At 73.7% G+C, this 12,215-nt stretch carries 9 protein-coding genes and 1 pseudogene; 2 read left to right on the forward strand and 8 right to left on the reverse strand.

The features are described 5' to 3' along the window. The 5 genes and pseudogenes from ACIQMU_RS05485 to ACIQMU_RS05505 all read right to left on the reverse strand — a co-directional run. The gene (locus ACIQMU_RS05485) at positions 1-936 is read right to left on the reverse strand and encodes an ABC transporter permease subunit (RefSeq protein ID WP_352241415.1); all 936 of its coding nucleotides are present in this window, start codon (positions 934-936) and stop codon (positions 1-3) included. Next, a complete protein-coding gene (locus tag ACIQMU_RS05490) occupies positions 924-1,841 on the reverse strand; it encodes an ABC transporter permease subunit (RefSeq protein ID WP_352241416.1) in 918 nt (305 codons plus the stop codon). The genes ACIQMU_RS05485 and ACIQMU_RS05490 overlap by 13 nt, the downstream gene beginning before the upstream one ends. Beyond that, positions 1,841-3,019: an extracellular solute-binding protein gene (locus ACIQMU_RS05495; protein ID WP_352241417.1), complete on the reverse strand. Its 1,179-nt coding sequence runs from the start codon at positions 3,017-3,019 to the stop codon at positions 1,841-1,843. Before ACIQMU_RS05495 ends, ACIQMU_RS05490 begins: the two co-directional genes overlap by 1 nt. A gap of 335 nt (positions 3,020-3,354) precedes the next feature. Continuing rightward, positions 3,355-4,503, reverse strand: coding sequence for a tRNA dihydrouridine synthase DusB (gene dusB, locus ACIQMU_RS05500; RefSeq protein WP_352241418.1), 1,149 nt, complete (start codon positions 4,501-4,503; stop codon positions 3,355-3,357). A gap of 182 nt (positions 4,504-4,685) precedes the next feature. Next, positions 4,686-5,561: pseudogene (locus ACIQMU_RS05505) on the reverse strand (helix-turn-helix transcriptional regulator); the annotation flags it as partial. Between the two features lie 179 nt (positions 5,562-5,740). Here ACIQMU_RS05505 and ACIQMU_RS05510 point away from each other — a divergent pair. Continuing rightward, the gene (locus tag ACIQMU_RS05510; protein WP_352241532.1) at positions 5,741-7,159 is read left to right on the forward strand and encodes an MFS transporter; all 1,419 of its coding nucleotides are present in this window, start codon (positions 5,741-5,743) and stop codon (positions 7,157-7,159) included. Positions 7,160-7,396: 237 nt separating this feature from the next. Here ACIQMU_RS05510 and ACIQMU_RS05515 read toward each other — a convergent pair whose 3' ends face one another. Further along, positions 7,397-8,365, reverse strand: a complete 969-nt coding sequence (locus tag ACIQMU_RS05515) for a glutaminase (protein ID WP_352241420.1) — start codon at positions 8,363-8,365, stop codon at positions 7,397-7,399. Positions 8,366-8,721: 356 nt separating this feature from the next. Here ACIQMU_RS05515 and ACIQMU_RS05520 point away from each other — a divergent pair, with 356 nt between their 5' ends. Beyond that, positions 8,722-9,156 carry a VOC family protein gene (locus ACIQMU_RS05520; protein ID WP_402688261.1) on the forward strand — a complete coding sequence of 145 codons (435 nt, stop codon included), beginning with the start codon at positions 8,722-8,724 and terminating at the stop codon, positions 9,154-9,156. Positions 9,157-9,275: 119 nt separating this feature from the next. Here ACIQMU_RS05520 and ACIQMU_RS05525 read toward each other — a convergent pair whose 3' ends face one another. Continuing rightward, positions 9,276-11,624 (reverse strand): PQQ-binding-like beta-propeller repeat protein, encoded by a 2,349-nt coding sequence (locus ACIQMU_RS05525; protein WP_402688262.1) that lies wholly within the window; start codon positions 11,622-11,624, stop codon positions 9,276-9,278. Between the two features lie 228 nt (positions 11,625-11,852). Continuing rightward, positions 11,853-12,068 (reverse strand): DUF6243 family protein, encoded by a 216-nt coding sequence (locus ACIQMU_RS05530; RefSeq protein ID WP_352241424.1) that lies wholly within the window; start codon positions 12,066-12,068, stop codon positions 11,853-11,855. Positions 12,069-12,215: the final 147 nt, after the last annotated feature.

Here is a 12,215-nt window from a genome sequence, read left to right on the forward strand (position 1 = left end):
CTACTCCTTGCCGGGTACGGAGGTGGGGGCGGCGGCGGGGACGGCGGTGGCCGAGCCGGTTCCGGCGCGGGAGAGGACGAGCAGCAGGGCCCAGGTGATGAGCAGACTGAGCAGGGACACCGCGACCGACATCCGGGCCTCGGAGCCGGAGACGGAGACGATCCACACGGCGAACGGGCGGAAACCCAGCAGCGAGGCGACCGTGTATTCGCCCAGCACCAGCGCCAGGGTCAGGAAGGAGGCGCCGGCGAGCGAGGAGCGCAGGTTGGGCAGGATGACGCGGAGGATCACGTACAGCCGCCCCGCCCCGCAGTTCCGGGCCGCCTCCACCAGCGTCGGCACGTCGACCGCGCGCAGTCCGGCGTCCAGCGAGCGGTGCACGAACGGCAGGGCCAGCACGGTGTGGGCGAGCACCAGCACCACCGGGAACGACTCGTTCTGCACGGCGAGGAAGGTCTGGTAGAGCGGGGTGCGGGAGAGGTGGTCGGGCCCCCAGCGCAGCACCGTGGCGATCCCGGTGACCAGGGCGATCGGCGGCACCACCAGCGGCAGCATGCAGACGATCTCGACGGCGGCGCGCAGCCGGGGCGTCCCGAGCCGGACCGCGACCAGGGCGGGCACGACGAGCAGCAGGGCCAGCGCGATCGTCGCGGCGGCGAGGGAGAGCGAGAGGAGGAGGCTCTCCGTGAAGCCGTCGGCCGACAGGATTCCGCTGTACGCGGCGAATGTGAGGCCCTGCCCCGGCACGTGGACGGTGAACACGAACGAGGAGACCAGCGGCGCGAGGAAGTACAGCCCAGCGACCGCGAGCACCGCTCCGCGCAGAAGGCGCGGCCGGCGGCGGGCCGCCTTCGCCCCGGCGGAGGCCGGCGCCGGGCCCGGAGCCGAGCCCGGAGCCGGGGCGGTCGGGGCGGCGGGAGTCGTCAGAGCAGCCATCGGGAACTCCGTCGCTGGAGGGGCAGATAGACCGCCATCACCAGTCCGGCGATCACGATCATGTCGAGGCTCAGCGCCAGGGCCACGTTCTCCTGGCCGACCAGCACGTTGCCCGACAGCGCGTCGGCGATCTTCAGGGTGACGAGCGGGACGGAGCCGCCGACCAGGGCGGCGGCGGTGGCGTGCGCGGCGAAGGCGCTGCCGAAGAGCAGGACGAAGCCGCCGAGCAGCGCGGGCGCGAGGACCGGCAGGCCGACGTGGCGCCAGAACTGCCAGGTGGTGGCCCCGGTGTTGAGTGCGGCCTCCCGCCACTGCGGGCGCAGCCCGTCCAGCGCGGGGATGACGACGAGCACCATGAGCGGGATGAGGAAGTAGAGGTAGATGACGGTGAGTCCGGTGAAGGAGTAGAGGTTCCAGTCGAGCGCGTCCAGGTGCCCGATCTCCGTGACGACCCCGGAGATGCCGAGGGTCGCGACGAAGGCGAAGGCGAGCGGGATCCCGCCGAAGTTGGCGAGGACGCCGGAGGCGGTGAGCACCGCGCCGCGCAGGGCGCCGCGCCGGGAGGCGACGACGGCCTGGGCGATCAGCACGCCGAGCACGGTGGCGAGCGCGGCGGTCAGGGCGGACAGTTCGACGCTGCCGGTGAGCGAGGTGAGGTAGGGGCCCTGGAGCGAGCGCGCCAGGTGCTCGCCGGTGAGCCGGGTGGTGCCGGCCACCGGGTCGGTGCGGGTGAGGGCCCCGTACAGCAGGGCTCCGGCGGGCAGTCCGAAGCAGAGCCCGGCGAAGACGAGCAGCGGGAGTGCGCCGAGCCAGGCGCGGGGCGGCCGGCGGCGGGGGGTGCGGCCTCCGGCCTTCGCGGCGGCCGCCCCGGGTCCCGGGGCGGCGGGCGGATGGGGGACGGTCATCAGGAGACGGCCTTGTCCCAGTTCTCGGCGAGCGTGGCGTTGGCCCGGTCGAGGTCGTCGGAGCTGGGGAAGGCCGGCGTGCCGGTGACCTCGGGCAGCTTGGCGACGAAGGTCTTGTCGGCGGTGCCTTCCTCGGTCATGGCGGGCAGCAGCACGGGGCGGGCGTAGCCCTTGAGCCAGAGGTTCTGGCCCTCGGCGCTGTACAGGTACTCCATCCACAGGCGGGCGGCGGCCGGGTGCGGGGCGTCCTTGTTGATGGCCTGCGAGTAGAACTGGGCGTACACGCCGTCGGCCGGCACGGAGACCTTCCAGTCGACGCCCTTGCCCTTGAACTGGTCGGCGTACCCGGCGTTCAGGTAGTCCCAGTCGACGCTGATCGGCGTCTCGCCCTTCTCGACGGTCGCCGGGGTGGACTCGACGGGGATGAAGTTGCCGCTCTTCTTCAGCTTGCCGAAGAAGTCGATGCCGGGCTGGATGTCCCCGAACGAGCCCTTGTTGGCGAGGGAGGCCGCGTACACGCCGCCGAAGGCGGAACCGGACTTGGTCGGGTTGCCGTTGAGGGCGACCTTGCCCTTGTACGCGGGCTTGAGCAGGTCAGCGAAGGTTTCGGGGCAGACCTTGATGCGGGCGGCGTCGCAGCCGATGGAGACGTAGCCGCCGTAGTCGTTGTACCAGCGGCCGTCCGCGTCCTTCTGGCTGTCGGGGATCTTGTCCCAGGAGGCGACCTTGTACGGGGCGAAGAGGTTCTCGGCCGCGCCGCTGCGGGCGAAGGCGATGCCGAGGTCGAGGACGTCGGGGGCGCGCTCCTGGCCCTTGCGGGCCTTGACGGCGGCTATCTCGTCGGAGCTGGAGGCGTCCGGGGTCTCGCTCTTGATCTTCACCTTGTACTTGTCCTGGAAGGCTGCGATCAGCTCGCCGTAGTTCGCCCAGTCCGGCGGCAGGGCGATCACGTTCAGTTCGCCCTCCTTCTCGGCGGCGGCGACCAGCTTCTCCATCCCGCCGAAGTCGGCGACCGAGGCGGCTTCGGTGAACTTGACCCCCCTCACCCCGGTCGCGACCTGCTTCTCGGGTGCGGCGCCGCACGCGGTGAGGGCGGTGAGCGCGGCCGTTCCGAAGGCGACGGCGGCGGCCGCACGGCCGGATGTGCGGACGCGGGGGCGGGGTCGGGCTCTGCGCACGGTGTGTCTCCCGGGAGCGAAGTGAGGCAACTTGTTCATACAAGCTGGCATCAGTTCGCCCGCCCCGAATGTCCGGTGCGTGAACGTCCGATGTCTCGTGCCGCAAGAGACGAGGAAGAGAAAAGCCGGTCATGTCGGGGTTGTCGCAGGTACAGAACCTGACGGGGCCAGGGATCGGGGGGCCTGGCGCGCACGGTCCGATCATGAAGTGGGCGCAGATCTGCGCACAGTCGGGGAAGGGCCCCCGTCCTCCGTACGTGCTGCGGCCGCGCCGGCCGGGCGGGAGGCCCCGGGGGCGGTACCGGGGGGCGGCTTCCCGGCCGCCCCCTGCGGGATCAGCCGCCGGAGGTGTCCAGCTCGGCGTCGGCGCTGACGCCCGAGCAGTCGTACGGGTCCTTCAGCCAGCCGTCCGGCAGGACGACCCGGTTGTTGCCCGAGGTCCGGCCGCGCGGGCCGTCCGCGCCGTCCGGCCAGGGCTGGTCGAGGTCCAGTTCGTGCAGCTGCCCGCTCAGCTCCTCCAGCGAGGAGGTGACCGCCAGCTTCTTGCGCATCTCGGAGCCGACCGCGAAGCCCTTCAGATACCAGGCCACGTGCTTGCGGAAGTCGATCACGCCACGGGCCTCGTCGCCGATCCACTCCCCCAGCAGCGTCGCGTGGCGGACCATGACGTCCGCGACCTCGCGCAGGGCGGGCGCGTGCCGGGTCGGGCTGCCCTCCATGGCGTTCACCAGGTCGGAGAAGAGCCAGGGCCGCCCCAGGCAGCCGCGCCCGACGACGACGCCGTCGCAGCCGGTCTCCCGCATCATCCGCAGGGCGTCGTCGGCGCACCAGATGTCGCCGTTGCCGAGGACGGGGATCTCCGGGACGTGCTCCTTGAGCCGGGCGATGGCGTCCCAGTCGGCGGTGCCGCCGTAGTGCTGGGCGGCGGTGCGCCCGTGCAGGGCGACGGCGGTGACGCCCTCCTCGACGGCGATGCGGCCGGCGTCGAGGAAGGTGATGTGGTCGTCGTCGATGCCCTTGCGCATCTTGATGGTGACCGGGAGGCCACCGGCGTTGGAGACCGCCTGGTTGAGGATGGCCCGCAGCAGGGGCCGCTTGTACGGGAGCGCGGAGCCGCCGCCCTTGCGGGTGACCTTGGGGACGGGGCAGCCGAAGTTCAGGTCGATGTGGTCGGCGAGGTCCTCGTCGACGATCATGCGGACCGCCTTGCCGACGGTGGCCGGGTCCACCCCGTACAGCTGGATCGAGCGCGGGGTCTCGGCCGCGTCGAAGTGGATGAGCTGCATGGTCTTCTCGTTGCGCTCGACCAGAGCCCGGGTGGTGATCATCTCGCTGACGAACAGCCCCTTGCCGCCGGAGAACTCCCGGCACAGCGTCCGGAACGGGGCGTTGGTGATGCCGGCCATCGGGGCCAGCACGACCGGCGGCCGCACGGTGTGCGGGCCGATGGAGAGCTGCGGGAGGGCGGGGGCGAGCGTGGTCATGGCCCCATTGTCGCGTACGCCGGACGGGTGGCGGCCCCGGTCCCGGCGGGGCCCGGGGCGCCACCGGGGCCCGGGGCGCCCTCGGGAGCCGTCGGGCCGCCGGGGGCCGTGGCGTGAGCGGTTCCGCCGGGGGCCGTGGGGCCGCCGGACCCGGCGCGGGCGGTTCCGCGCGGCGCGGCGCCCAGGGCGATCCGGTGCAGCCGCTCCATCCGGGCGCGGGTCTCGGCGTCCATCGGCGGGTAGCTGACCAGGCGGGGGCCGCTGGCCGGGCCGAGCCAGAGGTTGGTGTGCTCGACGTGCAGCAGGCCCACGTGGGCGTTGCGGATGTACTTGGTGCGGCCCCGCTGGTCGACCACCTCGTGGCGTTCCCACACCTCCCGGAACTCCGGCGACCGGCTCTCCAGCCGGTGCAGCAGCGCCTTCCACGCGGGTTCGGCGAGGTGCCCGGCCATCGAGGCGCGGAACTTGGCGGCCATCATCCGGGTGACCTCGGGCAGATCGACGACCGAGGCCCGCCAGTCGTCGTGGGTGAAGGCCAGCAGCAGGCAGTTGCGCTCCTCGGGCGGCAGGGCGTCCAGGTCGCAGAGCAGCAGGGCGTAGGTGCGGTTGTACGCGAGGACGTCGTACCGGCTGTTCTGGACGCAGGCCGGGATGGGGTCCAGCTGCTCCAGCATGGTCCGGATCGCCGGGGTGACGGACGGGCACTCGGTGCCGGGGGCCGGGTCCGGGGTTCCGGCGAGCGCGAAGAGGTGGGCGCGCTCGCTCGGGTCGAGCAGCAGGGCGCGGGAGAGGGCGTCCAGCACCTGGGAGGAGACGTGGATGTCCCGGGCCTGTTCGAGCCAGGTGTACCAGGTGACCCCGACGGCGGAGAGCTGGGCGACCTCCTCGCGGCGCAGCCCGGGGGTGCGGCGTCGTCGGCCCCGGACGAGGCCGGCCTGTTCGGGGGTGATGCGCTCGCGGCGGCTGCGCAGGAAGGCGGCGAGTTCGTGCCGCCGGACGGCGGACGCGGATTCCGTGCCGCCCGGCGCGGTCAGCGGGTCGACTGCCATGCTCGTCATGCCTCCAGGGTGCCGGGCGCCCCGGCCTGTTGCCAGGTACCGCTTGTACCAGGATAAAGACACTCTGGTACCAGGCTGGGACGGGCGGGAGAGTCGACGGCGTGAGTGAATCCTCCGTACACCAGACCCTCCCCTCCCCCGCCGCGGCACGGTCGGCCCGCGTCACCGCCCCGGGGGAGATCCGCCACGACCACCCCGCGCCCGAGCTGGGCGCGCTGGGACTCTTCACCGTGCTGCTGGGCGCGGCGCTCCCCCTCATCGACTTCTTCATCGTCAACGTCGCGCTGCCCGCGATCGGCCGGGACCTCGACGCGGGCCCGGCCATGCTCGAACTCGTGGTCGCGGGCTACGGCCTCGCGTACGCCGTCCTGCTGGTCCTCGGCGGCCGGCTCGGCGACATGGCGGGGCGCCGGAAACTGTTCCTCGTCGGGATGGCGGCCTTCGGCATCACCTCGCTGGCCTGCGGGCTCGCCCCGGACGCCTGGACGCTGGTCGGCGCCCGGGTGGCGCAGGGCGCGGCCGCCGCTCTGATGCTGCCGCAGGTGCTGGCCACGATCCAGGCGACGACCCGGGGCCCGCGCCGGGCGCGGGCGATGAGCCTGTACGGGGCGACGGTCGGGCTGTCCATGGTCGCGGGCCAGATCCTGGGCGGGGTGCTGGTCGCCGCCGCCCCGATGTCCTCCGTGTTCGGCGAGAGCGCGGGCTGGCGGTCGGTTTTCCTGGTGAACGTGCCGGTGGCGGCGGTGGGCCTGATCCTGGCCGCCCGCGCGGTACCGGAGACCCGCTCGGACCGCCCGGCCCCCGTGGACGTGCCCGGAACGCTCCTCCTGGCGCTGTCGCTGGTGACGCTGCTGGCCCCGCTGACGGAGGGGCGGGCCGCCGGGTGGCCGCTGTGGACCTGGATCTCGCTGGGGCTGTTCCCCCTCTCCGCGTACGCCTTCTACCGGGTGGAGCGGCGGGCCGACCGGCGGGGCCTGGTGCCGCTGGTCCCGCCGAGCCTGCTCCGGCTGGACTCGCTGCGGCGGGGCCTGGCGCTGGTGGTGCCGTTCTCGCTCGGCTTCGGCGGCTTCATGTTCGTGATCGCCGTGGTGCTCCAGTCGGGCCTGCGGCTGGGCCCGGCGGCGGCCGGCCTCTCGCTGGCCCCGATGGCCCTCGCGTTCTTCGGCGCCTCGCTGGCCGGGCCGCGCCTGGTACGCCGGTACGGCAGCCGGGTCGTGACGGCGGGCGGACTGATCCAGGCGGCCGGCGTGGTGGTCCTGGCGCTCACCGTGCACTTCGCCTGGCAGGGGCTCGGCCCGTTGGGCCTGCTGCCCGGGGTCGCGATCGCGGGCCTCGGGCAGGGCCTCCAACTGCCCGTCCTGTTCCGGATCGTGCTGTCCGACGTACCGCCGGAGAAGGCCGGGGTGGGCGGCGGCGTGATGACGACGACGCAGCAGGCGGCGCTGGCGCTCGGGGTGGCCACGCTGGGCACCCTGTTCCTGGCCCTGGTGCCCGGCCGGGGCATGCGGGACGCGCTGGTGGCGACCCTGCTGGTGCAGTTGGCGGCGGTGGCGCTGACGACCGGGCTGAGCCTGCGGCTGCCGCGCACGGTGGCGTGAGCCCCGGCCCGGGGGCCCGCACCGGCGGTCACGGAGCGGACGCGGGCCCCGGCGGGCCGTCGGCGTCCCGGATACGCCGAGACCGGCGGCGCTCGCGGCGGCCAGCGCGTCCGCGCGGCGCGTCCGCACCGTCCCGTCGCCCCGAGCGCGCGGCACCGCGCCGGCCGGCTCGCCGGCATCGGCCGGCGGCCGGGCGGCGCCCTCCTCCACGGGGACGCCTCAGTCCGCGGGGACGCCTCAGAAGACGGACAGCCCGGTCAGCGTGGTGAAGCGGTCCAGGGCCGACACGCCCGCCACCGAGTTGCCGCGCCGGTCGAGCCCCGGGCTCCATACGCACAGGGTGCACACCCCGGGCACGATGGCGATGATCCCCCCGCCGACGCCGCTCTTGCCCGGCAGCCCCACCCGGTAGGCGAACTCCCCGGCCGCGTCGTACGTCCCGCAGGTGAGCATGACCGCGTTGACCTGCTTCGCCTGCCTGCGGGACAACAGCGCCGACCCGTCGGCCCGGACACCGTGCCGGGCCAGAAACCCCGCGGCGAGGGCCAGGTCCGCGCACGACGCCTCGATCGAGCACTGGCGGAAGTAGGCGGAGAGCAGCTCGGAGACCGGGAGCGTGATGTTGCCGTAGGCGGCCATGAAGTGCGCCAGCGCGGCGTTGCGGTCCCCGTAGGCGGCCTCGGACGCGGCGACTTCCGGGATGAAGTCGATGGCGGCGTTGCCGCTCTCCGAGCGCAGCAGCTCCCGCACCCGGCCGGCGGCGTCCCCGGTCAGGGCCTGGAGCCGGTCGGTCACCACCAGGGCGCCGGCGTTGATGAACGGGTTACGGGGAATCCCGTTCTCGTACTCCAGCTGCACCAGGGAGTTGAAGGGGTTGCCCGAGGGCTCGCGCCCCACGCCCCGCCATATCTGCTCGCCGTCCAGGGAGAGCGCCAGGGCGAGGGCGAACACCTTGGAGATGGACTGCGTCGAGAACGGGTGCCGCCAGTCGCCGACACCGTAGACGGTTCCGTCCGGCTCCGCGACGGCCATGCCGAACCGCCGGGGGTCGGCCCCGGCGAGCATCGGAATGTAGTCGGCGGGAGTGCCGTGGTCGGGCAGTGCGGCCATCTCCTCCGCGATGCGGCTGATGACATCGCTGAAGCGGTGCGTGCCGGGCTGCGGAGTGGCGTTGTCCGCCCGAAGGGCGGCGGAGGGGTGGGACACGGCAGTTCCTGACGACGAGAGGAGCGAGAAGGCCCGGCGGGCGGGGTCGAGGCGGGGGACCGTCCACAGTCTGGACCTCCCCCCGCGAAGGGGCCAAGAAGACCCTCGCACCGCCCGCGCCGGACGCTTGCCCGGGGGCCGGGGCTCCGGCTGTTCGCCTGCGCCCGCCCGGCGAACGACCGGAAGGTCACTGACCCCGTCGACGGGGCCGGTGCGCGGGATCTCACGCGACGGCGCCCCCGCCGGCTTCCCCGCTTCGGGGGCCTCGTCAGGGTGGCCCGCGACCGGTGCTGGGGCCCCCGCCGCCCCGTCGACCCACCCGGGAGGGTGAGCGGGAGCCCTGTTATCGTGCGCCGATGTCAACGATCAGGCAGCTCCAAGTGACCATCGACTGCGCGGAACCCGCCCGTCTCGCCGACTTCTGGTGCGAGGTGCTCGGGTATGTCGTCCCCCCGGTCCCGAGGGGTTTCACCACCTGGGAGGACTACCACCGTTCCCTGCCGCCCGAGGAGCAGGTGGTCTACTTCGCGTGCAGTGATCCCTCGGGGGCCGGCCCGCGCCTGCTCTTCCAGCGCGTGCCCGAAGGGAAGGTCGTCAAGAACCGGCTGCACCTCGACGTGCGGGCCGGTCTCGGGCTCGTGGGTGAGGAGCGGCTGGCCACGCTCGAAGCCGAATGCGCACGGCTGGTCGCGCTGGGCGCGGTACATCTGCGGACGATGCGTGCCGACGGTGAGAACGAGTCCTGCATCGTGATGCGGGACATCGAGGGCAACGAGTTCTGTCTCGACTGATCCGCCTCCCGTCCGCCAGGGCCGCCCTGCCCGCCGCCGTCTCGGCCCCGAGTGTCCCGGGTCACGTCCTGCGGGCGGCGGCGAAGGAGCGGCGGCTGTCGTCGGGCGGAGCCGATGGCTCAGAGGGCCACCGCGTACAGAGCGGGGAGCTCCAGCATCAGATCGTCGCCGGCGGTGAAGTAGACCGTGCCGTCGGCGATGACCGGAGGGACCTGGAGTACGACGCTGTCGTCCCGGGCCTCGCCGCGGGTGTCGAAGACCCAGCGTTCCCGCCCGGTGGCGGTGTCGACCGCGTACACCGTGCCGTCCTTGCCGCCGAAGCAGACCGTGCCCTCACCGACGGACGGGGCTCCCTCCACCCTGCCGTTGAGGGGGAAGCGCCAGGGCTGCTTTCCGTTCGCGCCGTCGACGGCGTACAGGTAGCCGTCGGACTCGTGCACGTAGACGACGCCGTCGGCGGCGACCGGCGTGGAGTACTCGCGCATGGTGGGAAAGTCCCAGAGGCGCTTTCCGCCGGCGGCGTCGAAGCCGTACAGCATGTCGTCGTTGCTGAGACAGACCGTGCCGTCCGTGACCGCCGCGGGATGGAGCACCGCCCGGTCCGGCTTCGTCGGGCTGGTCCAGCGCCTTCGCCCGGTGGCGGCGTCGACCGCGTGCAGTTCGCCCTGGCCGTCGCCGATGTAGACGATGCCATCGGCGATCACCGGGGCGGGCCCGGAGTTGTGCCCGTTCCCCGGGTAGCGGTAGCGCCAGCGCCGCCGCCCGGTCCCGGCGTCGACGGCGTACAGCGTGCCCCGGCTGCCGCCGACGCAGACGGTGCCGTCGGCGAACACCGGTGACGTGGCCAGGGGCTCGTCGGGCAGCGGGAAGGACCAGCGCCGGCTCCCGTCGGCGGCGTCGAGGGCCTGCAACCCGCCGTCACCGGCCATGAAGACGGTGCCGCCGGCGAAAACCGGGGACGCGCCCGACGCCTGGTCGGGCATGGTCACCCTCCAGCGCTGCCTGCCGTTGGAGGCGTCGAGGGCGCGGAGGGATGCCTCTTCGGAGCTGCTGCCGCCCCAATGGCCCATGTAGACGGTGCCGTCGGCGACCGACGCGGGGGACGGCGCGTTGAACTCGGGAACGGACCAGCGCAGGGTGCCGCTCGCGACCTTGCCGCCGGAGGAACCGCCGGAGGACCGGTTGCCGCCGGAGCCCTTGGGGGACGAGTCGCCCGAGGACTCCTCGCCCGTGCCGCCTCCGGAGTCGCCGGCGAGCTGCCAGCCGGCGAAGCCGATGCCCGCGGTGCCCAGCGCGGCGGCGGCGATGAGCAGTTGGCGGCGGGTGCGGCCGGGGGCCCCGTCGGTGAGGGGTGCGCCCGGGGACGACGGAGCTGCCGGGGGCGGAGCCGCCGGTACCGGCGCGGGGACCGCCTCGGGGGCGGGCGCCGGTGCGGCAAGGGCCGTCGGCGGGTGGGCCGGAGCCGGCCGTGGCGCCCTGCCGGTCCGTGTGGGGGCGTGGTGGGCGGCCTGGCCGGCCTCGGCACCGGCCTCCCCCGGTTGCGGTGGAGGCGGCGCGATTCCGCCCCGGACGTGCTCCTGGAGCGCCCGCGCCACCGGCAGCGGCAGCCAGCCGTGCTCGGAGTGCGGCTGGGGCGCCTCCTGCCCCTCGTCCCGCAGTGCCCGGGCCAGCTCCGCCAGCAGGTCCGCCACGGCGGGCCGCTCCTCCGGGTCCTTGGCCAGGCATCGGGCCACCACCGCGCCGAGCACCGGGGGCAGGGCGCTCAGGTCGGGCCGCTCATGGACGATGCGGTAGTGCAGGGCGTGCGGCGCGCCGGCGCCGAACGGTCCCGAGCCGGTCGCGGCGTAGGTCAGCACCGCACCCAGCGAGAACACGTCGCTCGCCGGGCCGACCTGACCGCCCGACACCAGCTGCTCCGGGGACATGAACCCGGGGGTCCCGACGACCGTGCCGGTCTGGGTGAGGACGCTCGTCCCGTCCGTCAGCGAGATCCCGAAGTCGATCACTCGCGGGCCGTCCGACGCCAGCAGGACGTTCGACGGCTTGAGATCCCGGTGGACGACCCCGGCGTCATGGATCGCCTCCATCGCCTCGGCCAGCCCCGCACCGAGCGCGAGTACAGCCGGTCCGGGCCACGCGCCGTGCTCCGCTATCGCCTCTCCCAGCGACATCCCCGGTACGTACTCGGTGGCCAGCCACGCGGGAGTCCCCTCCGGGTCGGCATCGACCACCGAGGCCGTGAAGACGCCCGTCACGCGGCGGGCGGTGGCCACCTCGCGGGCGAACCGCTGCCGGAACCCGGTGTCCTCGGCGAGCTCCGCGCGCACCACCTTCACCGCGAGCGACCGGCCGCCGGGGGTACGCGCCAGGAAGACCCGGCCCATACCGCCCGCGCCGAGCCGGGCCACGATCCGGTACCGGCCCACCTGACGCGGGTCCCCCGCCTCCAGCTCTGCGATCACCTTCACGCCCTCCGCTCGGATTCCCGCCAAGATCGGAACAGCCGCGGGAGTCTGCACGATACCCAGGGACGCCGGACGGCCGCGGGCGAGAACGGCCGGCGGGCAGGTGCGGCTGGGCCGGAGCCGGGGGCTTCGCGTCGTCCGGGCGTGGTCGACCGGGACACGCGCGTGGGCCCGGATCACGGATGATCCGGGCCCACGGTCGTACGGGGCGGTACGGGTACCGCTCGGGTGTCAGCTCTGCGCGGGAGCGTCCTGCTCGCCCGGCTCGGCGGTCGTGGCCGCCTGGGCCTCGGCGCGCTCGCGCATCTTGCGCACCAGCTCCTGCTTCTTGTCCTCGGCGGCCTTGCGGTCGGCGTCGCGCACGGAACCCGCGCCCTGCTGTTCGGCGCGGGACAGCTTCTTGCGCTGTCCGCCGACGCCGAGGAGGTTGTTGCGGCTCTTGGCCACGGTGTTCTCCCTTTCATGGTGAGAAATGAGGAAGGAAGTGATCGGGTGATCGAGATCGATCCGGTGGGCGGCGGGCGGTCGGGGCCCGCCGCGCTCTCACTCGTAGATCTGGAAGAACGAAGACATGCGGAGACCGTACCCCGCTGC

The sequence above is a fragment of the Streptomyces sp. NPDC091649 genome (assembly GCF_044756785.1).
In the GTDB taxonomy this organism is placed as follows: Bacteria; Actinomycetota; Actinomycetes; order Streptomycetales; family Streptomycetaceae; genus Streptomyces.

Bases quoted from the DNA above. Each gene is read 5' to 3' on its own strand.
- ACIQMU_RS05520 (WP_402688261.1), top strand. From the start codon at position 8,722: ATGTCAACGATCAGGCAGCTCCAAGTGACCATCGACTGCGCGGAACCC.
- dusB (WP_352241418.1), bottom strand. From the start codon at position 4,503: ATGACCACGCTCGCCCCCGCCCTCCCGCAGCTCTCCATCGGCCCGCAC.
- ACIQMU_RS05490 (WP_352241416.1), bottom strand. From the start codon at position 1,841: ATGACCGTCCCCCATCCGCCCGCCGCCCCGGGACCCGGGGCGGCCGCC.
- ACIQMU_RS05485 (WP_352241415.1), bottom strand. From the start codon at position 936: ATGGCTGCTCTGACGACTCCCGCCGCCCCGACCGCCCCGGCTCCGGGC.